At 71.3% G+C, this 22,473-nt stretch carries 25 protein-coding genes; 14 read left to right on the top strand and 11 right to left on the bottom strand.

What is annotated here, in order from left to right:
- Positions 1–18: 18 nt before the first annotated feature.
- A complete protein-coding gene (locus OC490_RS31730; protein ID WP_262061455.1) occupies positions 19–519 on the top strand; it encodes an HAD domain-containing protein in 501 nt (166 codons plus the stop codon).
- Between the two features lie 9 nt (positions 520–528).
- Here the strand turns inward: OC490_RS31730 and OC490_RS31725 are convergent, their stop codons facing one another.
- Complete coding sequence (locus OC490_RS31725; RefSeq protein WP_262061454.1) at positions 529–1,566, bottom strand: aminoglycoside phosphotransferase family protein; 1,038 nt, start codon at positions 1,564–1,566, stop codon at positions 529–531.
- A gap of 68 nt (positions 1,567–1,634) precedes the next feature.
- On the opposite strand from OC490_RS31725, the gene OC490_RS31720 reads away from it, so the two are divergent.
- The 4 genes from OC490_RS31720 to sigJ all read left to right on the top strand — a co-directional run bounded on the left by OC490_RS31720 (position 1,635) and on the right by sigJ (position 4,358).
- Positions 1,635–2,108 (top strand): GNAT family N-acetyltransferase, encoded by a 474-nt coding sequence (locus tag OC490_RS31720; protein WP_262061453.1) that lies wholly within the window; start codon positions 1,635–1,637, stop codon positions 2,106–2,108.
- A 42-nt stretch (positions 2,109–2,150) separates the two neighbouring features.
- Positions 2,151–2,591: a hypothetical protein gene (locus OC490_RS31715; RefSeq protein WP_262061452.1), complete on the top strand. Its 441-nt coding sequence runs from the start codon at positions 2,151–2,153 to the stop codon at positions 2,589–2,591.
- Positions 2,588–3,388, top strand: coding sequence for an SDR family oxidoreductase (locus OC490_RS31710; RefSeq protein WP_262061451.1), 801 nt, complete (start codon positions 2,588–2,590; stop codon positions 3,386–3,388). The genes OC490_RS31715 and OC490_RS31710 overlap by 4 nt, the downstream gene beginning before the upstream one ends.
- A gap of 67 nt (positions 3,389–3,455) precedes the next feature.
- A complete protein-coding gene (gene sigJ / locus OC490_RS31705) occupies positions 3,456–4,358 on the top strand; it encodes an RNA polymerase sigma factor SigJ (RefSeq protein WP_262061540.1) in 903 nt (300 codons plus the stop codon).
- 9 nt (positions 4,359–4,367) lie between these two features.
- Here sigJ and OC490_RS31700 read toward each other — a convergent pair whose 3' ends face one another.
- From OC490_RS31700 to OC490_RS31690, 3 genes are read right to left on the bottom strand one after another with little or no spacing between them, the layout of a single operon-like run.
- Positions 4,368–5,792 carry an SMI1/KNR4 family protein gene (locus tag OC490_RS31700; RefSeq protein ID WP_262061450.1) on the bottom strand — a complete coding sequence of 475 codons (1,425 nt, stop codon included), beginning with the start codon at positions 5,790–5,792 and terminating at the stop codon, positions 4,368–4,370.
- Positions 5,785–6,036 (bottom strand): hypothetical protein, encoded by a 252-nt coding sequence (locus OC490_RS31695; protein ID WP_410099200.1) that lies wholly within the window; start codon positions 6,034–6,036, stop codon positions 5,785–5,787. The genes OC490_RS31700 and OC490_RS31695 overlap by 8 nt, the downstream gene beginning before the upstream one ends.
- A complete protein-coding gene (locus OC490_RS31690) occupies positions 6,033–6,725 on the bottom strand; it encodes a TetR/AcrR family transcriptional regulator (RefSeq protein ID WP_262061449.1) in 693 nt (230 codons plus the stop codon). The genes OC490_RS31695 and OC490_RS31690 overlap by 4 nt, the downstream gene beginning before the upstream one ends.
- A 53-nt stretch (positions 6,726–6,778) precedes the next feature.
- On the opposite strand from OC490_RS31690, the gene OC490_RS31685 reads away from it, so the two are divergent.
- The gene (locus OC490_RS31685) at positions 6,779–7,927 is read left to right on the top strand and encodes an FAD-dependent oxidoreductase (RefSeq protein WP_262061448.1); all 1,149 of its coding nucleotides are present in this window, start codon (positions 6,779–6,781) and stop codon (positions 7,925–7,927) included.
- Between the two features lie 13 nt (positions 7,928–7,940).
- On the opposite strand, the gene OC490_RS31680 is transcribed toward OC490_RS31685, so the two are convergent.
- On the bottom strand, positions 7,941–8,807 hold the full coding sequence (locus tag OC490_RS31680; protein ID WP_262061447.1) for a phosphotransferase enzyme family protein: 867 nt from the start codon (positions 8,805–8,807) through the stop codon (positions 7,941–7,943).
- Positions 8,808–8,899: 92 nt separating this feature from the next.
- Between OC490_RS31680 and OC490_RS31675 the strand changes: the two genes are divergently transcribed.
- The 3 genes from OC490_RS31675 to OC490_RS31665 all read left to right on the top strand — a co-directional run bounded on the left by OC490_RS31675 (position 8,900) and on the right by OC490_RS31665 (position 10,559).
- Positions 8,900–9,346: a helix-turn-helix domain-containing protein gene (locus OC490_RS31675; protein ID WP_262061446.1), complete on the top strand. Its 447-nt coding sequence runs from the start codon at positions 8,900–8,902 to the stop codon at positions 9,344–9,346.
- A gap of 95 nt (positions 9,347–9,441) precedes the next feature.
- Positions 9,442–10,092, top strand: a complete 651-nt coding sequence (locus tag OC490_RS31670; protein WP_262061445.1) for a hypothetical protein — start codon at positions 9,442–9,444, stop codon at positions 10,090–10,092.
- Between the two features lie 131 nt (positions 10,093–10,223).
- Positions 10,224–10,559, top strand: coding sequence for a DUF2516 family protein (locus tag OC490_RS31665; RefSeq protein ID WP_078532710.1), 336 nt, complete (start codon positions 10,224–10,226; stop codon positions 10,557–10,559).
- A gap of 69 nt (positions 10,560–10,628) precedes the next feature.
- Here OC490_RS31665 and OC490_RS31660 read toward each other — a convergent pair whose 3' ends face one another.
- The 3 genes from OC490_RS31660 to OC490_RS31650 form a co-directional block, all read right to left on the bottom strand.
- Entirely contained in the window at positions 10,629–12,131 is a 1,503-nt protein-coding gene (locus tag OC490_RS31660) for a PP2C family protein-serine/threonine phosphatase (RefSeq protein ID WP_262061444.1), read from the bottom strand.
- A 280-nt stretch (positions 12,132–12,411) separates the two neighbouring features.
- Positions 12,412–13,539 carry a C40 family peptidase gene (locus tag OC490_RS31655; protein WP_262061443.1) on the bottom strand — a complete coding sequence of 376 codons (1,128 nt, stop codon included), beginning with the start codon at positions 13,537–13,539 and terminating at the stop codon, positions 12,412–12,414.
- Positions 13,540–13,759: 220 nt separating this feature from the next.
- On the bottom strand, positions 13,760–14,572 hold the full coding sequence (locus tag OC490_RS31650; protein ID WP_262061442.1) for a class I SAM-dependent methyltransferase: 813 nt from the start codon (positions 14,570–14,572) through the stop codon (positions 13,760–13,762).
- Positions 14,573–14,728: 156 nt separating this feature from the next.
- Between OC490_RS31650 and OC490_RS31645 the strand changes: the two genes are divergently transcribed.
- The 4 genes from OC490_RS31645 to OC490_RS31630 all read left to right on the top strand — a co-directional run bounded on the left by OC490_RS31645 (position 14,729) and on the right by OC490_RS31630 (position 19,042).
- Positions 14,729–15,253 (top strand): hypothetical protein, encoded by a 525-nt coding sequence (locus tag OC490_RS31645; protein ID WP_262061441.1) that lies wholly within the window; start codon positions 14,729–14,731, stop codon positions 15,251–15,253.
- A 183-nt stretch (positions 15,254–15,436) separates the two neighbouring features.
- Positions 15,437–16,774 carry a D-inositol-3-phosphate glycosyltransferase gene (gene mshA, locus OC490_RS31640; protein ID WP_262061440.1) on the top strand — a complete coding sequence of 446 codons (1,338 nt, stop codon included), beginning with the start codon at positions 15,437–15,439 and terminating at the stop codon, positions 16,772–16,774.
- The gene (locus tag OC490_RS31635; protein WP_262061439.1) at positions 16,767–17,276 is read left to right on the top strand and encodes a YbjN domain-containing protein; all 510 of its coding nucleotides are present in this window, start codon (positions 16,767–16,769) and stop codon (positions 17,274–17,276) included. The genes mshA and OC490_RS31635 overlap by 8 nt, the downstream gene beginning before the upstream one ends.
- 110 nt (positions 17,277–17,386) lie before the next feature.
- Positions 17,387–19,042 carry a glycosyl hydrolase family 28-related protein gene (locus OC490_RS31630; protein WP_262061438.1) on the top strand — a complete coding sequence of 552 codons (1,656 nt, stop codon included), beginning with the start codon at positions 17,387–17,389 and terminating at the stop codon, positions 19,040–19,042.
- 28 nt (positions 19,043–19,070) lie between these two features.
- On the opposite strand, the gene OC490_RS31625 is transcribed toward OC490_RS31630, so the two are convergent.
- Both OC490_RS31625 and OC490_RS31620 read right to left on the bottom strand, forming a co-directional pair.
- Complete coding sequence (locus tag OC490_RS31625) at positions 19,071–19,715, bottom strand: methyltransferase domain-containing protein (protein WP_262061437.1); 645 nt, start codon at positions 19,713–19,715, stop codon at positions 19,071–19,073.
- A gap of 9 nt (positions 19,716–19,724) precedes the next feature.
- Positions 19,725–20,570, bottom strand: a complete 846-nt coding sequence (locus OC490_RS31620; protein ID WP_262061436.1) for a helix-turn-helix transcriptional regulator — start codon at positions 20,568–20,570, stop codon at positions 19,725–19,727.
- Positions 20,571–20,619: 49 nt separating this feature from the next.
- On the opposite strand from OC490_RS31620, the gene OC490_RS31615 reads away from it, so the two are divergent.
- A complete protein-coding gene (locus tag OC490_RS31615; protein WP_262061435.1) occupies positions 20,620–21,057 on the top strand; it encodes a DUF2000 domain-containing protein in 438 nt (145 codons plus the stop codon).
- A gap of 75 nt (positions 21,058–21,132) precedes the next feature.
- Here OC490_RS31615 and OC490_RS31610 read toward each other — a convergent pair whose 3' ends face one another.
- Positions 21,133–22,395 (bottom strand): MDR family MFS transporter, encoded by a 1,263-nt coding sequence (locus OC490_RS31610; RefSeq protein ID WP_262061539.1) that lies wholly within the window; start codon positions 22,393–22,395, stop codon positions 21,133–21,135.
- Between the last annotated feature and the right edge of the window lie 78 nt (positions 22,396–22,473).

Below are 22,473 nucleotides of genomic sequence, written 5' to 3'. Positions count from 1 at the left end.
CCCGGGAGGGGCTTCCTGATGCTTCTCTTCCTCGATGTCGACGGGACACTGCTGCCCTTCGGCGCGTCCCACCCGTACCCGGTGTACGACTCCGACTTCGCGCCGCCCGCAGCCGATGCCCCTCCACTGCTGACCCGCATCGACCCCTCGCTCGGACCACGGCTCGCGGCGTTGCGGTGCGAACTGGTGTGGGCGACGACCTGGATGGACGACGCGAACACGTGTGTCGCGCCCTGGCTCGGTCTGCCCCAACTGCCCCTGGTGGACTGGCCCGACCCGGCCGAGGACGGGGTCGGGGACGGCGCGGGCGGGCGGCTGCACTGGAAGACCCGGCTGCTGGTCGCCTGGGCCGCCGGCCGGCCCTTCGTCTGGGTGGACGACGAGATCGGGGACGCCGACCGCGACTGGGTGACCGCCCAACACCCCGGACGGGCCCTGCTGCAGCGCGTCGACCATCGGTACGGGATCACGGATGCGGATCTCGCCTCGATGGAGGTGTGGTTGGCGGCCAACCGGTGACGGGGTTCTCTACAACAGGGGCTCGTCGGACGACAGTTTCAGCAGTGACTTGGCGCTCTCCGTCGCGCCCGCCGTGCGGGTAGCCGCGGAGGCGCCGGGGAAGTGCCGGTTCCAGGCTGCCGCGCGGCCGATGACGCCGAGCCGGGTCGCGAGGGTCAGCGCGCGGCGCAGTTCCGGGGCGGAGTGGCCGTTTCCCGTCCAGGGCTCCAGGTAGGCGTCCCGCAGCCGGGGCAGCGCCTCGGGGCCGTACCGTTCGCGGACCCGCCCGGCCGGGACCAGGAAACTGCAGAAGGGGTGCGAGACCGCGGCGTCGCCCCAGTCGAAGAAGGTGTAACGGCCGGGCTCCGGGTGGAACAGCTGGCCGTCGTGCAGGTCGGAGTGGTCGAGCGAGTCGGGGATGCCCAACTCGGCGAGTTCGGCGCACAGTTCGCGCAACAGCGGCCGTAGCGCATGCAGTTGGGCGGGGGCGATGTCCGGTTCGGTGGTGGTCTCGATGAACTGCACCACCTTGTCGAAGACTTCGGGGAGGGCCGTCGTCCGGGCGCTGGGGACGCCGAGTTGTTCGAGTTCCTTGGTGTGCGGGATCAGGGCGCGTTGCATCGTCGCGTACTGGCGGAGTGGTTCCTCCCAGGCACGGGGATCGGCGGGGGTGCGGTCGAGGACCTGCCGGAAGAGTTCGCCGCCGTGGGGGAGCAGGGACCAGCCGCGGTCGGCGTCGACGGCGAGGGGTTCCAGGACGTACTCCGGGACCCAGCGAGCCAGTGCGGCGGTGAGCGGTGCCTCGAAGGCACCGGCCGGCGGATTGGCCTTCAGCCATACGGCAGTTCGGCGGGGACCTTCCCTCGATCCTTCGACGGGGATCCGGACCAGGACCGACCAGGGGCGCAGCCGCACACCCAGCCGGCCCGTCTCGCGCAGCCCCCGCGCCGCGAGTTCGCGCCGGGCCCAGCCGAGGGCCGCGTGCCGCCAAGTCTCCTGATCCCAGGGCGTCTTGGCGCCCTCGTGCTGTCCGCGGTCGATGACCTGCGACGTGTTGTCATCGTGCATCGCGTCATTCCAGCATCCGGGCCGATGGGTGATCCATCGGATTTCCGGCCCGCGCTACCGTGGTGATCATGGCGGACTGGGCGATACGGCCTGCGGTGCGGGCGGACGTCGAGAGCGTGGCCGAGCTGCGGGCGGTCGTGCTCCGGGCGGATCTGGAACGGCTCGGGCGCTACGACGAGCGGCGCGTGCGGCAGCGGCTGCGGGACGGGTTCGAGCCGGGGCACACCTGGGTGATCGAGGTCGACGGCGCGTTCGCCGGCTGCGTGGCGCTACGGCCGGACGCGGACGCCCGCTGCCACTGGCTGGAGCACTTCTATCTCGCGCCGGGGTTCCAGGGCGGCGGCATCGGGTCCGGTGTGCTGGGCGAGCTGCTGGAGCGGTGCGACCGTGACGGTGTCCACGTCGTGCGGCTGAATGTGTTGCGGGGGAGTCCTGCCCGGCGGCTGTACGCGCGGCACGGGTTCACCGTGGAGACCGGGGAGTACGAGGATCCGGTGGACGTGTTCATGGTGCGGGAGGCGCCCGGCCGACCCCGGCCCTGACAGCTGCCCTGACATTCTCGGAGGCTGCGTCGTCGTAGACGTATGAACAGAATCCGGTACGTCAGCCTCGGCCTGCTGGCCGTGGTCAGCCTGTACACAGGGACCTGGGCCTATTTCGCGCCGACGCGGTGGTACGCGAACTTCCCGGGCCTCGGACTGAGCTGGTTGCCCCAGTTGGGGCCCTACAACGAGCACCTCGCCAAGGACGCGGGAGCCATGTTCCTCGCGCTGGCCTGTCTGACGCTCGTCGCGCTGCGCCAGGTGCGGAACACCAGGCTGGTGCAGACGACGGGTGCGGTGTGGCTGGTCTTCAACGTGCTGCACTTCAGCTACCACGTACAGCACCTCGACATGTACGGCACCCGTGACCAGGTACTCAACGTGGTTTTCCTGGCCGCGCTGGTACTGCTGGCGGCGGTGCTGCTGGTGCCGGTGTCAGTGCCGGCGTCGGCCCTCTCGGCGCGACGGGGTGACCCCCGATGAAGGAGCGGAACGGTATGCGGATCGCGGTGGCGGGCGGGACCGGGCTGGTCGGCCGGTACGTGGTCGAGGAGCTGGCCGTGGCAGGACACGAAGCGGTGGTGCTGAGCCGGTCGCGGGGCGTGGACCTCGTCGCGGGCGGCGCCGGGCTCGATGCCGCACTGGAGGGGGTGGAAGCGGTCATCGACGTGAGCAATGTGACGACGACGAGCGCGAAGAAGGCCGTCGCGTTCTTCGACACCGTCGGGCACAACCTGCTCGACGCGGGAGCGCGGGCCGGCGTACGGCATCACGTGGTGCTGTCGATCGTCGGCATCGACCGGGTCGGCCTCGGCTACTACCGGGGCAAACTCCGGCAGGAGGACGTGGTGGCGAACGGCCCGCTGCCGTGGACGGTGCTGCGCGCCACCCAGTTCCACGAGTTCGCCGCGCAGACCCTCGACCGGGTCCCGGGGCCTCTCGCGGTGGTGCCCCGGATGCGGACCCAGCCGATCGCGGCCCGCGAAGTGGCCCGGCACCTGGTGGAACTCGCCCTCGCCCCCGCCCGGGGCATGGCCCCCGACCTCGCCGGACCGCGCGTCGAACAACTCGTCGACATGGTGCGCCGGCTGCTGCGGGCCCGGCACGAGCGCCGGCTGCTGCTGCCGGTGCGGATGCCGGGCGCGACCGGGGCGGCGATGACGGGGGACGGGCAACTGCCGGTCCCCGGCGAGCCGTTGGGGCCGCGCGGCAGCCAGACGTTCGACGAATGGCTCGCCCAGCACGTCGGGTCCGAGAAGCCCACTGTCCAGGGAGGATGACCCCGCCGTGCCCACCCCGCCCCAGCCCCCGCCCGGACCGGGCCAGGACCCCACCCTCGGTGCCCTCATGGCCGAGCGCCGCCGACTGCTCAACCTCGGGTACCGGATGCTCGGTTCGGTGCAGGACGCCGAGGACGTCGTACAGGAGACGTACGCCCGTTGGTACGCCCTGTCGGAGGAGGCGCGGTGGGAGATCGAGGCGCCGCTCGCGTGGCTGACCCGGGTCGCCTCGCGGATCTGCCTCGACCAGCTCGGGTCGGCGCGGGCCCGGCGTGAGCGTTACACCGGGGAGTGGCTGCCCGAGCCGGTCCGGCACAGCGGCACCTGGGCCGGCGCGGGCGGCGCGGGCGCGGACGATCCCGCCGACCGCATCACCCTCGACGAGTCGGTCAGCATGGGCATGCTCGTGCTGCTGGACTCGATGACTCCGGCGGAGCGCGTCGCCTTCGTCCTGCACGACGTCTTCGGCCTGCCGTTCAACGAGATCGCCGAGACGGTGGGCCGCACCCCGGCCGCCTGCCGCCAACTCGCCTCGTCCGCGCGCCACCGACTCGCCCGCAAGCCGCCCGGCGGCAGTACCGCCGAGGAGCACGGGCGGGTCGTCTCCGCGTTCCGCGAGGCCTGCGAGACCGGTGACTTCGACGCGCTCGTCGCCCTGCTCGACCCCGACGTCGAGTCGCGCAGCGACGGCGGCGGCAAGGTGCGGGCCGCGCTGCGGCCGGTCGTCGGCCGGGACAAGGTGGCCCGCCTCTTCCTCGGCCTCATGCGCCGGGAACCCGAGATGGAACTCGTCGAGGACGACGTCAACGGCACACCCGGTGTCGCGGTCCGGATCGCCGGTACGACGATCGCCGTGCTCGCGGCGCAGGTACGCGACGGCTTGATCACCGACCTGTGGTTGGTGGTCAACCCGGACAAGCTGCGGGCGTGGACGGGGTACGGGGACGGTGGTGCGGGTGTTCTCGACTAGCGGGTGTCCTCAACTGGCCGACACGTCTCCTTCCAGGACCGTCTGGACGATCAGGGGGCGGTCCCGAAGGGCGAGGATCTCGTTGGCGAGGGCCATGGCCGGCACCGGGTCCCAGTCCCCGTGTGCGACGATCGCGGCGGCCGACAGGCCCCGTGGCACGGCGTCCGCGTCGAGCAGCACCCGCCATTCCCGCAGGCCGAGTTCCAGGAACTCCAGTCCGGTGAGCCCGGCGATCTCCGACGGGTCGGCCAGCGTGCCGGGGTAGGCGGTCAGGGTCCGCAGGCCGGGCAGCCCGAGGACCGGGGCGAGGCTGAGCGGCGCACCGTCCAACACTCCGATGGACAGGACTTCGAGACGGGGGTGCGCGGCGGCCTCGACGCTCTTCAGGCCGGCGATGTTGACCCGGGCCACGAGGGGCGGTCGCTGCGTCTCGGGGCCGGCGGGTTCTCCTTCCTCGGCGGTCCGGCCCAGTACCAGGTCCGTGAGTGAGTCGGCGATCAGGGAAGCGCCGGTGTCCTCCTCATGGGAGAGCAGGATGACCTGTCCCGTGTGCCCTCGGGGACCGGGTGTCAGGTCTACGGCCAGCCGGTCGCCGCCGCCGTTGTCGCCGAAGGCGATCCAGCCCGGTGAGCCGACGAGACCCTGCACCGCCGCGTCGGGCGGGGTGTCGACGGCTTCCGCCGCCGCGATTCCCCAGCGGAAGTGGCGGGACGAAGCGTCGGCGACGTACAGGCCGTCCAGGTCGAAGAGCTCGCAACCGACCGTCTCGGCCTCGCGTTCCGCCGCTTCGTAGTCGCCGCCATGGTCTTCCCAACGGGCCCGGGTCACGCGGTACAGCGCCTTGAGTTCGGCGGGCAGGGCGAACCCGAGGCGGGTCTCGGTGGCGGCGATCTCCTCCTCCGTCGCGCCGATGGCGTCGGGCAGCCGCTCGCGCAGCGACCTCTCCAACGCCTCCGGGTCCGCCGAGGGCGCGGGCGCCGCCCCGGTCACCGGGTCGGGGAGTCTGCGCCAGGGCTCGGGCAGGGCGCCGTCGACCAGGAGGAGCGCTCCGGGGTGCGGGTTGCCGACGCCCGGATCGACCGCCGGGCCGGGCTCGAACAGGCGCAGGACGGCCTGTCCGGTCCGGTGGATCTCCGCGGCGAAGGAGACGGAGTCGATTCCGGCGTCCGCGAGCGCGCTCTGCACCCGCTCCGCCGCGTCGAACTCCTCCTGCATGTCCTCGACCTGGGCGGCCCGGCCCGGCGCCGGGTGTGGCCGCCGTAGATCCAGGCTCCAGCTGTACCGATCGATACGTCCCGCCACTCGGATGGATCCGGTGGACCCGGCGGATCCGGTGGCATCCCGCTTCTCGCGGTCGGCGCGCAGCAGCCGCAGCAGGGGTTCCCAGGTCGCGAAGTCGCGTATCGACGACGCGGAGGGCCTTTGATCAACCATGCCCCGACCGTACGCGCCGCCACTGACAACGGGTCCGCCGCTCCTCGGGCTGTCGGTGTCGGGCGTGCGCGGCCCGCTCCGTGCAGCTGCGGGCGACCGTGTCGGCGAAGGCCCGGGCGAGCGGGGTGAGGGCGTCCCGACGGCGGACGGCCCAGCCGACCGGGAGCGGCGGCAGACCGGCGAGAGAGGCGCGCCCTGCCTCGAACGGGCGTACCCGGGCTGGGGTGTTGGCCTGTTCGGTCACGCCTGCGGCCGGGCGAGCTTGGCGGCCACCGCGTCGAGGACCCAGTCGAGGCCGATCGCGAAGGTTGTCTCGGCGTCCACGTCCGTGCCGTCGTGCACGGCTCTGGCCAGCACCGGGAAGCGGCCCGTGGCCAGCATTCTCGTCACATGCGGGCCGGAGGCGCGCTGCCAGTCGCGTTTGGACAGGCCCGTGGCGCGCTCGGCCCGCAGGTTCGCGATCTCGCGTCTGATCGCGCCGGTGAAGTAGGCGCTGACGGTCTCCACGGCGCGCATGACGGTGTCGATGTCGGCGAGACCGTCGAGGGCGGCCAGCTTGGCCTCGGTCACGGCGAGGCCGTTCGGGCCCAGGGTCGGACGGCCGCCGAGCAGGTCGGCCAGCCATTCGTGACGGAGGGCGGCCAGCCTGGTGCGGTGGGCGAGAACGCGCAGCGCCTCCCGCCAGTCCCCGGGCCGCTCCTCGGGGAGGATCTCGGCCTGGACCTCGTCCACCATGAGGTCGAACAGCTCCTCCTTGGTGGAGATGAAGCCGTACAGCCGCATCGGGCCGGCGTTCAGCCGGGCGGCGACCTTGCGCAACGACACCGCCTCCAGCCCGCCCTCGTCGGCCAGCGCGACGGCGGCGGCGACGATCCGCTCCCGGTCGAGCGGCACGGGCCGGGTCGGCGGCTCCGGACGGTCCCACACAGTCATGGATGCATCGTACTGTTGCGATACGCCGCCCCGAATCAATACAGTGTATCGGCATGAGACATCGCATCGCTGTCGTCGGGGGCGGCCCCGCCGGCCTCACCCTCGCTCGGGTCCTGCACCGCCACGACCACCCCGTCACCGTCCTCGAACGCGATCCCGCCCCCGACGCCCGTCCCCCGGGCGGCACGCTGGACCTGCACGAAAAGCTGGGCCAACTCGCCCTGGACAAGGCGGGGTTACTGGCGGAATACCAGGCGCTGTCCCGGCCCGAGGGGCAGGCCATGCGCATCCTGGACACGGACGGGACCGTCCTGCGCGACTGGCGGCCCCGCCCGGACGACCTGGCCAATCCCGAGATCGACCGCGGACAACTCCGTGACCTGCTGCTGGGCCGTGTCCGCACACACGGCCCGGGCCCGCTCGACGTCCGGTGGGGGTGGGGCGTGACGCGGGTGGTGCCGGGGACCCGGGACGGCGTACTCGTCGAGTTCGCGGACGGGCGACAGGAGACGTACGACCTTGTCGTCGGCGCGGACGGTGCCTGGTCCCGGGTCCGCCCGGCGGTCTCGCCGGTGGCGCCGCACTACACCGGCGTCACCTCGATCGAGACCTCCCTCGACGACGTCGACACCCGCCACCCCGACCTCGCCCGGCTGATCGGCGACGGTTCCGTGGCCGTGTACGGCGCGAACCGGAGCCTCGTCGCCCAGCGCAACAGCGGCGGCCACGTGAAGGTGTACAGCAAGTTCCGCGCCCCGCTGGACTGGCACACGGACCTGGACCTGGCCGACGCCGAGGCCGTGCGGTCGAGCCTGCTGACCCTGTTCGACGGCTGGTCCGCCCCCGTCCTCGACCTCCTCCGCCGCGGCACCGCCTTCGTCCACCGCCCCATGTACGTCCTCCCCGTGTCCCACACCTGGACCCACGTCCCCGGGGTGACGCTGCTGGGAGACGCGGCCCACCTGATGCCCCCACTGGGGGTGGGCGCGAACCTCGCGATGCTGGACGGCGCCGAACTCGCCGAGTCCATCGCCACCGCCCCCGGCACCGGAGACCTGGACGAGACCGTCCGCGCCTTCGAGGAACGGATGCTGGCCCGGGCCGGCAAGTGGGCCGAGATCACGACGGCCGGCCTGGAACGCCTGGTGAGCCCGGACCCCGCCGAAGCGATCGCGGTCTTCGACGAGGTGCAGCCGTCATGACCCCCAAGGGTCTCTACAGGCCGCCCAGTCGCTCGTGCAGCGTGTCGAGTGTCGGCCAGGGCGGACCGTCGTGCAGTGCGCGCAGGAGTTCGTCCCCGAACCGCCTCCCGTTCGGAAACTGGTCGCCGCGCTTCCAACGCCACGCGGCGACCATCGCGAGGACGACCTGCCTGCACTCGTCCAGCAGCCCTTGGTCGACGTTCGGGTAGTGGTCCCAGACCGCCTCGGGGACATGGGCGAGGTCGAACTCGACGGGTCCGCGGCAGCACGTCTCAAGGTCGATGAACAACGGGCCGTTCTTCGTGCCGAGGACATTGCCCGGATGCGGCTCGCCGTGGAGCAGCTGTTCTGCGGCGCCGCGGTCGTCGATCGCTCGTCGCAGGCTCGCCAGCCTGCCGCTGAGGAACACGCGTTCCACGTCGGCGAGTTCCGGCGAGCGGGCCGGGTCGGCGACGACCTCTTCCGCCTCCGTGATCCGGTCCGTGAACCTCGGGCCCGGCGCATCGACCTCGCGCATGCCGGCGTGCAGCTGCTCCAGCGCCTTGGCGTAGTCGACCGGCGAGGTGTGAGGTGTCACGGGCTCGAAGTAGGTCCACAGCGTCACCGCGAAGCCGTCGCGCGTGTACACACGCGGGTCCGCCCGAGGCTCCAGAGGACACACCGGGCATCCGGCCTCGGCGAGCCGCTGGGCGAGCTCGACTTCGAACTGTGCGACCTCTTGTCCCACATGGGCGACCCGGGCAAAGACGTCGCACGGCGTCAGCCGCAGTGCCAGCTTGTTCGAGTTCTGCAGAACGACCGCGTCGTCGGCCGGCAGGCCGATCGATACGGCGACCGAAGTCGCAGCCGTGATCGCACGCGTGACGTCGGTCGTCTCCATCCGCGCATCCTGGCACGGGTGGGCGAGTGGCGTGGCGCACTTTTGCAAGCAGGTGCTTGCAATAGTTAGCAGAGGTGGTGCAAGGTGAAGGCATGGCATCGCTCAACGTCGGCAATCTCGGTGAGTATCTGCGTGAACAGCGGCGCACCGCGCAGCTGTCCCTGCGGCAGCTCGCCGATGCCGCCGGGGTGTCCAATCCGTATCTGAGCCAGATCGAGCGCGGGCTGCGCAAGCCGAGCGCGGAGGTGTTGCAGCAGGTCGCCAAGGCGCTGCGGATCTCCGCCGAGACGCTGTACGTGCGGGCCGGCATCCTCGACGCCGAGCGGGACCGGGACGAGGTCGAGACACGTGCGGTCATCCTCGCCGATCCCACGCTCACCGAACGGCAGAAGCAGGTAATGCTTCAGATCTACGAGTCCTTCCGCAAGGAGAACGGGTTCGAGATCGCCGACGGCGACGAAGGCGTGGAGGGCGGTCCCGGCGTGAGTGACGGTGCCGACGGCAGCGACGCCGACCCGCGGGAGCAGACGGCCGGTTGACGACGACACGACCCGTTGACGAGGACACGGCCCGTCCGCCGAGCGCGGAAGCAACAAGAACCCTCAGCTGATAGCAACCGGGAAGGACCATCACCATGGCCATCACCGATGACCTGCGCAAGACCCTGAGCGACCCCACCCCCCTCTACTTCGCCGCCGGCACCGCCGACCTCGCCCTCCAGCAGGCCAAGAAGGTTCCCGGCCTGGTCGAGCAGCTGCGTGCCGAGGCCCCGGCCCGGATCGACGCCGTGCGCGGCACCGACCCGAAGGCCGTGCAGGAGAAGGCCGCCGCCCGTGCCAAGGAGGCCAGTGCCAAGGCCAAGGAGGCGCAGGAGACCCTCCAGACCAAGGTCAACGAGTTCCTCACCAGCCTCGACGGCGACCTCAAGAAGCTCGGCACCACGCTCGACGCCGACCTGAAGAAGTTCGGCGAGTCCGCCCAGGACTTCGCGCTGCGCGGGGTCGGCGTCGCCGCCGAGTACGCGGTCAAGGCCCGTGAGGCGTACGAGAAGGTCGCCGAGCACGGCGAGCAGGCCGTGAAGACCTGGCGCGGCGAGGCCGCCGACGAGATCGAGGAGCTGGCCGTCGCGGTCGAGCCCGACCCCGAGCCGGTCGTCGAGCCCGTCGTGGTGAAGGCCGAGCCCACCCCGGCTCCCACCGCCGCCGCCCCGGCGAAGAAGCCCGTCGCCAAGAAGGCTCCGGCCCGCAAGACCACCGCGAAGAAGACGACGCCGCCCGCGAAGTGACACGGACGGGTGATCGGTGACGGGTCGGGCACTCGACGAGTGCCCGACCCGTTCTTCCTTCAGCGGCAATCCGGTTGCGGGTACGGTGACCGCGTAATGACTAGCCGAGTCTGGTGGTGGACGTAGTGCTGATGCAGGGCTTCACAGGGTTCATGTGGCTGTTGAGCACCGCCCTGATCGTGTTCAGCGGCTTCGCGCTCGTCGACGCCGCGACGCGCCGCGAGGACGCCTATCGCGCGGCGGACAAGAAGACCAAGCCGTTCTGGCTGATCATTCTCGGGCTCGCCTTCGTGGTGAACCTGATCTTCAACATCCTGTCGTTCCTGCCGATCATCGGCCTCGTCGCGACGATCGTGTACATGGTCGACGTCCGCCCGGCCCTCCGCGGCCTCCCCGGCGGCGGTCGCAGCCGCAGAGGCGGTTCCAGCAGCGACGGCCCCTACGGCCCGTACAACGGCGGACGCTGAAGAGCTCTACCGCGGGCGCTGAAGCCCTACCGCGGACGCTGAAGTCCCTACGGCCGGGAGGGACCGGGGTTACGGCGCCCGGTCCAGCAGTACCACCGCCACGTCGTCCGTCAGCTCGCCGCCGTTGAGGTCGCGGACCTCGTTCACCGCCGCGCGCAGCAGTTCCTCGCCCCGCAGGCCCTCCGCGAGCTGGCGGCGGACCATCGCCACCATGCCGTCCTGGCCGAGCCGTTCGCGTCGGCCCTCGCCGGTCCGGCCCTCGATCAGACCGTCCGTGTAGAGCATCAGGCTCCACTCCGCGCCCAGTTCCACCTGCATCCGCGGCCAGCGGGCACCGGGGAGCAGGCCGAGGGCGGGGCCGTTGTTGTCGTAGGGGAGGAGCTCGGCCGGGCGGCCGGGGCGGGCGAGCAGCGGGGACGGGTGGCCGGCGAGGCACAGGCCCGCGCGGCGGCCGTCGGGGGCGATGTCGACCGTGCAGAGCGTCGCGAAGATCTCGTCGTCGGCGCGCTCGTGCTCCAGCACCTGTTGCAGCGTGCCGAGCAGCTGGTCGCCGCACAGGCCCGCCAGGGTGAGCGCGCGCCAGGCGATGCGCAGTTCCACGCCGAGGGCGGCCTCGTCGGGGCCGTGGCCGCAGACGTCGCCGATCATCGCGTGCACCGTGCCGTCGGGGGTGCGCACGGTGTCGTAGAAGTCCCCGCCGAGCAGCGCGCGGGAGCGGCCGGGGCGGTAGCGGGCGGCGAAGTGCAGCGGGGAGCCGTCGAGGAGGGGTGTGGGCAGCAGGCCGCGTTCGAGGCGGGCGTTCTCCTGGGCGCGCAGCTTGGACTCGGTGAGCTTGCGCTCGGCCCTGTCGGAACGTTTCCGCTCCACCGCGTACCGGATCGCCCGGCTCAGCAGCCGTCCGTCCAGCTCGTCCCGGAAGAGATAGTCCTGGGCGCCCACCCGGACCGCCTCGGCGCCGCGCTCGGTGTCGCCGGACGCGGTGAGGGCGAGGACGGCGTGGCGGGGCGCGATCCTCAGTACGTGCCTGAGTACGGCCAGCTCGTCGTCGGCGCCGTCCGCGGCCCGGCCGGGGGCGGGCAGCGCGAGGTCGAGCAGGATGCAGTGGACGTCGTCGGTGAGCAGCCGCTCGGCCTCGGTGAGGTTGCGGGCGGTGCGGACCCGGATCGGCTTGCCGGTCGGGTCGACCAGCTCGGGCACGATCGGCGAACCGCCGGGGTCGTCCTCGATCATCAGCAGGGTGAGGTGACCGGCGGGACCGGCGTGGGTGCCGTGGGCAGCGCGATGGGCGGCGTCGGTCGCGCCGTCGGAATGGGCGGCCGTCTTGGCGTCGGCGCCGGTGACCGTGCCGTCGTCGACGGTGTCCTGGGGGCGCGGGGCTTCCATGACTCCGGAAGTGCCTTCGGGAGTGCCCCCGGCTGTCTCGCCGGACGCGTCGCCAGGCATGGACCCGGAGGTGTCTGCCGAGGCGTCTCCGGAGACGCCTCCAGAGGTGTCGCCGATCGTGGGCGCGGCCGGCGCCTGACCACTTTCCGCGGCCGGGATCGCTCTCTGCCGCGGTATGGGTGCGGGCATCGTCCTGTTCCTTCCCTCCCCCCGAGGGCGGTGGGGCGAGGGACCTCGACCCACCGACCGGGACCATAGCGGTAGTGGGCGCCGGAAAGGAATGGTGTGAGGCAGGTCGCCGGGCAGGCGGCCACAGTCATATGCCGTGTTCCGTACCGCAGTTGGGCAGGACGGCGGTAGGGCCGGGATGACGAAGGTCACGCCGGGTCGGGGTTTGGGGCGGGTGGTGCGTGTGCTGCGTCACGTGGCTGGGGTTATCGGTCGCCACCACGCCTACCGGACGGGCATATCACGCATCCGGTCGCACAACACCCAGTATCGGCATCGAGCCGGCCCCCGCGATCGTCACCGTACGTCCCGGCCGCGGGGCGTGGATGATCGTGCCGTCGCCGATGTACATCGCGACATGGCTGGCGTCGTCGAAGTAGATGATCAGGTCGCCCGGGCGCATGTCCTTGACGTCCACGTGCGGCAGCTGCCTCCACTGCTCCTGCGAGGTGCGCGGGATCGGGTCGCCGGCGCTCGCCCAGGCCTGTGAGGTCAGCCCCGAGCAGTCGTACGACTTCGGGCCCTCCGCGCCCCACTCGTACGGCTTGCCGAGCTGGGCCGTCGCGTACGCCACCGCCGCCTTGCCCTCGGCGGACGCCTTGCCGCTGATGTCCTTGAGGGCGCCGGAGTCGAGCCAGGCGGTCTGTGCCTTCAGCGCGGCCTGCTGCTCCAGCTTGGCCAGGCGTTCCTTCTCCTTCTTCTCCAGCTGGGATTCCAGCTTCTCGGCCGCCGCGATCTGGGTCGTGACCGTCTTCTTGGCCGCGGCCTTGGCCTGGCGGTTCTTCTCCAGCAACTGCCACTGGGTGGAGGCGTCGGCGGTGTACTGCTTCAAGTCGTCCTGGGTGCGGGTCAGTTCGGCGATCAGACCCTTGGTGGCGCGCTGGCCCTGGAGTATCCGCCCGGCACCGTCCAGAAACGCCTGCGGGTTGTCGCTCAGCATCAGCTGCGCCTCGTCCGGGAGCCCGCCCGTGCGGTACTGGGAGCGGGCCGCGGCACCGGCGCGGTCCTTCAACTCGTCCAGTTTCTCCTGGCCCTTGACGATCTTCTTGGCCAGCTCGACGATCTGCGCGGACTGCTTCTGCGCCTGCTCCTCGGCCGCGTTGTAGGCGTCGGTGGCGACGGCGGCGTCGTGATAGAGGTCGTCGAGCTTCGCGCGTACGGCCTCAAGATCCTTGTTGGTCACGGGGGTTGGGGACGCGGTCGCGCTCGACGAGGACGAAGGGGTCGACGAGGACGAAGGGGTCGACGAGGACGAAGGTGTCGGCGTGGGTGACGGGCTCGCGAAGGCGATACCGGGTGCCGCCAGCACGGTGACCGCGCAGACGACCGTGACGGCCGTCGTGATCAGGGCTCGCCTGCCCGCTCCCATACCCCTGCCCCCACATCACGTATCTGATTGACCGTCAGTAACTTACGGACGCCTGGGGGATCGTGCCATGACCGCACAGAAAACGACAGAGGTAGTACTTCCCGTACTTCTTCCCTTTCCTTCCAGGTCATGACCTGTCACGGCGATTTCCCCGCCCATGTGACGAACGGTCGCCGGAGATCGTTCCCCGCAGGTCACCCGCTCACCCGCGTACCGCGATTCACCCCCGCGGGGCCAAGGCCCGCCATTCCACGGTCACTTCGCCCTGCCGCCACCGCACCGGGCCGTCCACCACCGGCCAGTCGGCGGTGAGGTCCCGCACCGCGCGGATCCAGCGCTGACGGGCGCCGTAGGAGGCGTAGGGCGCGGCGGCGGCCCAGGCGCGGTCGAAGTCGCGGAGGAAGGCGTGCACCGGTTCGCCGGGCACATTGCGGTGGATGAGGGCCTTGGGGAGGCGTTCGGCGAGGTCGGACGGCCGCTCCAGGGAACCGAGCCGCGCCGCGAAGGTGACCGTCCGCGGCCCCTCGGGACCGAGCGCGACCCACACGTGCCGGCGCCCGATCTCGTCGCAGGTCCCCTCGACGAGGAGCCCGCCCGGGGAGTGCGCCGAGGCCGGCGCGAGCCGTCCGCACAGCCGCGTCCAGACCTCGGCGACCTGCGCCTCGTCGTACTGCCGCAGCACGTTCGCCGCGCGGATCAGCGCCGGCCGTTGCGGTACGGGGATCTCGAACCCGCCGTGCCGGAAGACCAGCCCCTCGCGCTCGTACGGCCGGGCCGCCGCGACCCGGGCCGGTTCGATCTCGACGCCGACCACGCGCGCGTGCGGGGCGACGGAACGGAGGCGCTCCAGCAGTTCCACGGCCGTCCAGGGCGCTGCGCCGTACCCGAGGTCGACGGCGAGCGGATCGACGGCCCGCCGCAGCTCCGCGCCGTGCGTCGCGACGATCCAGCGGTCCATACGGCGCAGCCGGTTGGGGTTGGTCGTCCCGCGCGTCACCGTTCCGACGGGTCGGGTGGTCGCGCGTGCTGTCATACGTACGAGGGTAGGCGGCGCGGGACAAGGGGCGCCGCACCGGCCACCGGCCGAGGTTGTCTTTGTCCGTTCCCGTTGTCCCTCCAGTTGTCCGTCCCGTTGTCAGTGCCGCCTGGCAGGATCGGAGATCAAGTCGACCGAGGTGGGGCGGGACCGATGAAGGTGCTTGTCAGTGGCGAGGTGCATGTTGACTACGGCCAGATATTCGTGGAGAGCGGCGGGGACGAATGCGACCTGTACGACGCCTTCGCCGGGCAGGAGGGTGTCGGGCTCTGCGGGGGCGGGACGGCCGGGACGTTGTTGCTGCTGACCGGTCTGCACATCGGCGGCGTCGACTTCACCGCCGAGCTGCATGACAGCAGGCCCGAGCCGGACGAGACGTGGGAGGAGATCGTCGAGGTCCCGTTCCGGCCGGTGTCGCAGGAGGCGAAGCTGCGGCAGTGGAACTGGAAGAACGCGTGGGAGCTGGGACTTGAGGAGCGCGACTACCGCGTGCGGTACTCCGCGACAGGCATGGACGACGGCCGGCGCAAGAACGTCCGGGAGGACGACGAGCCGCAGACCGGCGACCGGTATCTCCTGCAGATCTGGCCTGCCGCGCCCGAGCCGGCCCGGCTGCTCAAGCAGACCGGCGGCGCGGCGGCGTACTGGCACGCCTTCGCCACGTCACCCGTGGGCTGACCGCCGGACAGCCGACCCGATGGCGTCAACGCGACCATCCCTCGAACGGTTGAGCGACGCCCGGTATTGGATGGGTAAAAACTGGCTCCCCTGGAATGGGAGCCGCGCCCGCTGACGTTGCATCCCCTTGGAGGGAACCGCACGCCCTCCCTCAGGCATGCCCGCAGCGAGGAGGAACGCCACGTGAGCCAGTACGGCAGCAGGCTCGGGCGGCGTTCCCCTGCCGCGTCCGCCCGGCTGCGGCTGCACCGCAAACCCCGCCGGGTCGCCATGCTCTCCGTGCACACCTCACCGCTGCACCAGCCCGGCACGGGCGACGCCGGCGGCATGAACGTCTACATCGTCGAGCTCGCGCAGCGCCTCGCCGCGATCAACATCGAGGTGGAGATCTTCACGCGCGCGACCACCGCCGTCCTCCCCCCGACCGTCGAGCTGGCCCCCGGCGTCCTCGTCCGGCACGTCGACGCGGGCCCGTACGAGGGTCTTGCCAAGGAGGAACTCCCCGCCCAGCTCTGCGCGTTCACGCATGGAGTGATGCAGGCGTGGGCCGGTCACCGCCCCGGCTACTACGACCTCGTGCACTCGCACTACTGGCTCTCCGGGCACGTCGGCTGGCTCGCCGCCCAGCGCTGGGGCGTCCCGCTCGTGCACGCGATGCACACCATGGCCAAGGTCAAGAACGCCAACCTGGCCGACGGCGACACCCCCGAACCGGCCGCCCGCGTCATCGGCGAGACCCAGATCGTCTCCGCCGCCGACCGCCTCATCGCCAACACGGCGGAGGAGGCCGACGAACTCGTACGGCACTACGCGGCCGACCCCGCCAAGGTCGCCGTAGTGCATCCGGGCGTGAACCTCGAACGCTTCCGCCCTGCCGACGGTCGAGCGGCGGCCCGCGCGCGCCTCGGGCTCCCCCAGGACGCCCTGATCCCGCTCTTCGCCGGCCGCATCCAGCCCCTGAAGGCGCCGGACGTGCTGCTGCGCGCGGTCGCCGTGCTGCTCGACGAGCGGCCGGAACTGCGCTCGAACATCGTCGTCCCGGTCGTCGGCGGCCCCAGCGGCAGCGGCCTCGCCAGGCCGGAGGGGCTGCAGAAGCTGGCCGCGCGGCTGGGCATCGCGGACGTCGTACGGTTCCGGCCGCCGGTCGGGCAGGAGCAGCTCGCGGACTGGTTCCGGGCCGCGTCCGTGCTGGTCATGCCGTCGTACAGCGAGTCCTTCGGGCTGGTCGCCATAGAGGCGCAGGCGGCCGGTACGCCGGTGCTCGCGGCCTCGGTCGGCGGCCTCCCGGTGGCGGTGCGCGACGGTGAGACCGGCTTCCTCGTCCAGGGCCACGATCCCGCCGCGTACGCGCGCGTGCTGCGCGACCTCGCCGACGACCCCCACCTCGCGCCCCGCATGGGCGAGGCCGCCGCCCGGCACGCGCAGTCCTTCGGCTGGGACACGGCCGCCGCCGCCACGGCCGACGTCTACACGGCCGCGGCCCAGGCCCACCGCCGTCACGTACGCTCGCACCATGGGTGAGAAAGCGGACCAGGACCGGGCGGCGCAGGTCATCGAGGGTTTCCTCAAGGGCGCCGAACTCGACTGGGAGAGCCCGGAGTCGGGCACGTTCGTCGTGCAACTCCCGGGCACCCGCAAGCTGTCGACGACCGTCTCCCTCCTCGTCGGCCGCCACTCCCTCTCGCTCAACGCCTTCGTCATCCGCCACCCCGACGAGAACGAGACGGGCGTCCACCGCTGGCTCCTGGAGCGCAACCTCAAGCTGTACGGCGTGAGTTACGCCGTCGATCAGCTCGGTGACGTGTACGTCACCGGCCGCCTCCCGCTGTCCGCCGTCACCGAGGCCGAGATCGACCGCCTCCTCGGCCAGGTCCTGGAGGCCGCCGACGGCAGCTTCAACACCCTCCTTGAACTGGGCTTCGCCACCGCGATCCGCAAGGAGTACACGTGGCGGATGTCGCGCGGGGAGTCGACGCGGAACCTGGACGCGTTCACGCATCTGACCCAGCGCCCGACCGACTGATCGCTATCCAACCCCTTCCCTGCTGACGGGGCTTCGTGGCATGCTCACCGCCAGCACATTTCTGAACGTCGTTCACATCCATGAAGAGCCGCATGGGAGGACGTACGTACATGAGCCACATCCGTCACATTCGTCACACCCGTCTCACCAGACGAACCCTGCTCGGAAGCACGCTGGCCCTGGCGGTCCCCCTGCCGAAGCCGGGACCCAAGGGCTCCGGGGGTGAAGTCCCCTCCCTCTGGCGGGAGTTCACCCGCACCCCCTTCACCCACCCGCAGATCCCGTACGTCGGCAGGGCGGGCGCCCGGCGCCACCCGCGCCCCTCCCGGGTGTTCGACGTCCTCCGCTACGGCGCCGTCCCGGACGGCGTCACCGACTCCGCCCCCGCGATCAACCGTGCCATCGCCGCTGCCGGCCGGGCCGGCGGTGGCACGGTCCACATCCCGCCCGGCACCTTCCGCATCGACGACGTGATCCGCGTGGGCCACTCGAACGTCCTGGTCAGGGGCGCGGGCAGCGACCGTACAAAGCTCTACGCCACCAGGAACCTCACCGAACTCATCGGCGTCTATGGCTCCCGCTACGGCGGCGACAAGTCGTCCTGGTCCTGGGCGGGCGGCCTCATCTGGCTTGCCCCGACGGCCCGTTGGGACTCACTGGTCGCCGCGATCAGGGCGAAGGCCTGGCCCTTCGAGGGCTGGACCGGCAACAGGCGTGACGAATGGCGGCAGTTGACGGCGATCGAACCGGCGAAGCAGGGCGCGTGGACGGTGCGGGTGGCGGACGCCTCGCAACTCAAGCCCGGCACCCTGGTGTTGCTCCGCCTCGCCGACGACCCCGCCCACACCCTCCTCCAGCACATGTCGGGCGGTGGCCCCGGCCCCGAGGCGTACTACTGGGACGACAAGACGAAGCTGCTGTCGTACGTCCCCTACGAATGGCCCGTCCGCATCGCCCACGTCCACGGCCGGAACGTCACGCTGGAGCGCCCGCTGCCGCTCGACCTCCGTCCCGAGTGGAACCCCCAATTCACCACCCATGCGGAGGAGTTGACGGGCTCGGGCGTCGAAGGCCTCACCTTGGAGGCAGTCGAGACCCCGCAGCAACCGCACCTCCTCGACAAGGGCTACAACGGGGTCGTCCTCCAATGTGCCTACGACTGCCGACTGGACGATGTGACGGTCCGTCACGTCGACAACGGCTTCGGCCTGGTGGCGGCCTCGGCGTGCACCCTGCGTGGTACGACGGTGGCGGGCCGGGGCTCGCACCACCCCTACTTCTGCCGCGAGGGCTCGCACGACAACCTCATCGAGGACTTCACGATCGAGGACCGGACGGTCCCGGCACCGCCCAACACCCAGCTCCACGGCATCAACGTCGAGGGCCTGTCCTCCTACAACGTCTGGTCGCGCGGCGACATGCGCATGGGCACCTTCGACAGCCACCGCGGCCTGCCCTTCGCCAACGTCCGCACCGACATCACGGTGAACAACGACGGCCGCCACGGCGGCGACGCGAACGCCGGCCCGCTCTTCGGCGCCCGCTTCACGCACTGGAACATCCGCGTCACCAACGGCCGCGCGGGCCTGATGAAGATCGACCAACTGGCGCCGTACAGCGCCACGGTGGGCCTCAACACGGTCACCGAGTTCGACCAGACCGACGTCCCCGACTTCACCGGCGACCTCGACTCACGCCTTGAGCTCTACGGCACGACGGACGCCGTACGCCCGCGGAACCTGTACGAGGCGCAGCGGAAGCTGTGACTCAGGTGCGCCACCGGGTCTCTGCGACTCAGGTGCGCCACAGGGTGTCGTAGCCGATGAAGTCGAACATGCGCTGTCCGGGAGGGAGTTGGCGTTGCTCGCCGGTGAAGCGGTGGGCGCCGACGGACGCGGTGAGCGCGGGGTCGGAGACCCACAGCCGTTCGAAGCCGCGCTCCTCCAGCCAGGCGCAGATCTGCGGGACGAGGTCCGGGGCCTTGCGGTTGCGGGTCCAGATCACCGTGCCGCCGGTGCGGCAGAGTTGGGTGCAGTGGTCGAGGAGGCGTTCGACGTCCGGGTCGGTGATGTTGCCGAGGACGCCGCACAGGAGGACGAGGTCGGCGGGTGCGAGGTCGGCGTACTGATCCGTCGACGAGGCGTCCCCGGCGACGACTTCGACCCCGGGGAGGCCGGCGGCCCGCGCGGCCTCGGTCGCGTCGGCGACGTTGCGTTCGTCCAACTCGACCAGCCGGGCGCGGACTTCGGCCCCGCGCGGATGGTCGGCCAGTACGCCGATCAGGTCACGGCCCTGTCCGGCGCAGAGGCTGATCGCGGTGAGCGGTCCGGGCGGGGCGGTGTCGAGGGCGAGTCGTAGGCGTTCCTGGACGAGGGCCAGGCGTCGACTCAGGTAGGAATCGGGGGAGTTGTAGGAGTCGTGCCACTCGTGCCAGTCCATGCGGGGAATCTAGCCACGGCGTCGACGGCTGTCGCGTGAATAACGGCCCGGCGTGACCCCCACCAACTTCCGGAAATGGCGGGTGAGATGGGACTGGTCGTAGAAGCCGGTCGCCGCCGCGACCTCGCCCGGCGGGCGGCCGTCGAGGAGGAGCCGGCGGGCACGGTCGACGCGCCGGGACATCAGGTACTGGTGCGGCGCGATGCCGTACGCACCGCTGAACGCCCGTACCAGATGGGCGGGATGGGCGTGCACGAGCAGTGCGGCCTCGTCGAGCGCGATGCCCTCGGTGACGCGTTCGTCGAGGAGTTCGCGGAGGGTGCGGGCGAGGGCGGGGTCCCCGGTGGGGGTGAGGGTGGGGACGGAGGGCCGTAGGTGGGCGTGCAGGCGTTCGGCGATCAGCGTCAGGCGGCTCTCGGCCTCCAGTTCGTCACCTGGATGGTCGAGCGCGGTGTGCAACTGGCCCACTCTCAGCCGGAGTTGGGGGTCGCGGAGATCGGGCCGGTCGACGGCGGATCCGATGAGGTCGTCCGGCAGGTGTGTGCCGTCGAGATAGAGGACGCGCTTGCGGAAGCCGTGCGGGGTGGCGGGGGACCCGTTGTGCGGGACGTGCGGCGGGAGCAGCGACACCGTGTCGTGCGGGGTGCCGTGCTCGTGCCGGTCGAGGTCGTACCGTACGGCACCGTCGTCCACGATCAGCAGCGTCCACGCGTCGTGCACATGCATCGGGTAGGCGTACTCGGTGAAGTGGGCGTGGAAGACCTCGACGACACCGGGGATGCGGGGCCGCCAGGCGGAGACCTCCTGCTGGGGGCGGCCTGGGCCGTGGTGGCCCGGGCCCTGCTGCGGGGCCATGCAAAGAACGTACAAGACGGGGGCGTGGGGCGGTCGGCAGTCTCGGTGCATGAGCACTGACATCGCTGGTGAACCGATCCGCTTCGACACGAAGATCGCTGTGCTGCTGCGGGACGACCTGGAACCGTGGCAGCGGCTGAACGTCACGTCCTTCCTGGTCAGCGGACTGGGCGCGCAGATCCCCGAGGTGATCGGGGAGCCGTACGAGGACGCGGACGGGGTGGCGTATCTGCCGATGTTCCGGCAGCCGGTGATGGTCTTCGAGGCCACGAAGGAGGTCCTGGTGGCGGCCCACGGCCGGGTCCTGTCCCGGGCCCTGCCGCGCGCGGTCTTCACGTCCGACCTGTTCGCCACGGGCAACGACCGCGACAACCGGGCGGCGGTACGGGCCGTGCCCACGGCCGAGCTGGATGTGGTGGGGCTGGCGGTGTACGGGCCGCGGAACGGGGTGGACAAGGTGGTGAAGGGGGCGCGGATGCATCCGTGAGGCGTGACGGGGGGCTGGTGGAGGGTGCCGATGTGTCACACCTTCGCGCCCCCACTCCCACCCCCACCCCGGCTCTCAGACCGCACGGACCTCCGGCTTCACCGCCACCGGGGTTTCGGCGCCCGCCGGTCCGTCGGCCGGGATGCGCCGCATCAGCGCGCCGTACCCGACCGCCGCCACCGTCCCCACGACCGCGCACACTCCCCACAGCCACTCCGCCCCGAAGCGGTCGATGACGAAGCCCGACATCAGCGGAGCGACGAGCGCGGCGACGGCCCACGACAGGGTGTACATGCCCTGGTAGCGCCCGCGTCCCTGCACCGGGGAGAGACGGACCACGAGGCCCGTCTGCGTCGGGGCGTTGATCATCTCACCCAGGGTCCACACGCACACCGTGAGCGCGAAGACGCCGACCGAGCCGGCGAACGCGGTGAGCCCGAAGCCGTAGCCCGCGAGGATGGACGAGACGACCAACAGCCGCTTGGCGTCGCGGTGTTCGATGAGGCGGGTGACCGGGATCTGGAGGGCGACGATGAGGAAGCCGTTGACGGCGATCGCGGTGCCGTAGTCGGCGGGGGTGAACCCGGCCTCGCCCATCGCGACCGGCAGTCCGACCGAACCCTGCTGGAAGACGAGCGCGACGAGGAAGGACAGCCCTACGACGCTCATGAACCGCCGGTCGCGCAGTACGGTCCCCAGCCCCACCGCGTCCACGGGCTTCCTGCCGTCGTCGGCCGCGACGGTGGGCCGGGACTCGGGCAGCTTGAGGAAGACGACGACCGCACAGGCCGCCGTCATCCCGGCCTCCAGCAGGAACCCGGCGCGGTAGCTGACCTCGGCGATGAACCCGGCGGCCATGGAGGAGACGGCGAAACCGAGGTTGATCGCCCAGTAGTTGAGGGAGAACGCGCGGACTCGGTCCTCGGGGCGCACGATGTCGGCCATCATCGCCTGCACCGCCGGGCGGGACGCGTTGCTCGCCATCCCGACGAGGAAGGCGACACCGGCGATGGCGAGGGGGTCGTGCATGAAGCCGAGCAGCGCCACGGCCGCCGCGGTCGAGGACTGGGCGATGAGGAGGGTGGGGCGGCGGCCGAGCCGGTCGGTCATCACGCCCGAGCCGATCGACGAGACGACCCCGCCGAGACCGTGCAGCGAGGCGACGAGACCGGCGTAGGTGGCGGAGTAGCCACGGTCGAGGGTCAGATACAGCGCCATGAACGTCGAGACGAACGCCCCGAGCCGGTTGACGAGGGTGCTGGTCCACAGCCACCAGAACTCGCGGGGCAGCCCGGAGACGGTTTCCCGGGCGGCACGTCTCAGGGCGGCGAGTGACATGGCGGATCCCCCACGGTCGGACTGGTGTGTGCTCGGCATGTAAGTGGCTCCTGCGCCACTCACAACTTACGAAGGGGG

Source organism: Streptomyces sp. STR69 (assembly GCF_024519455.1).
GTDB lineage: Bacteria > Actinomycetota > Actinomycetes > Streptomycetales > Streptomycetaceae > Streptomyces.
This window is presented reverse-complemented; position numbering and strand designations above follow the sequence as displayed.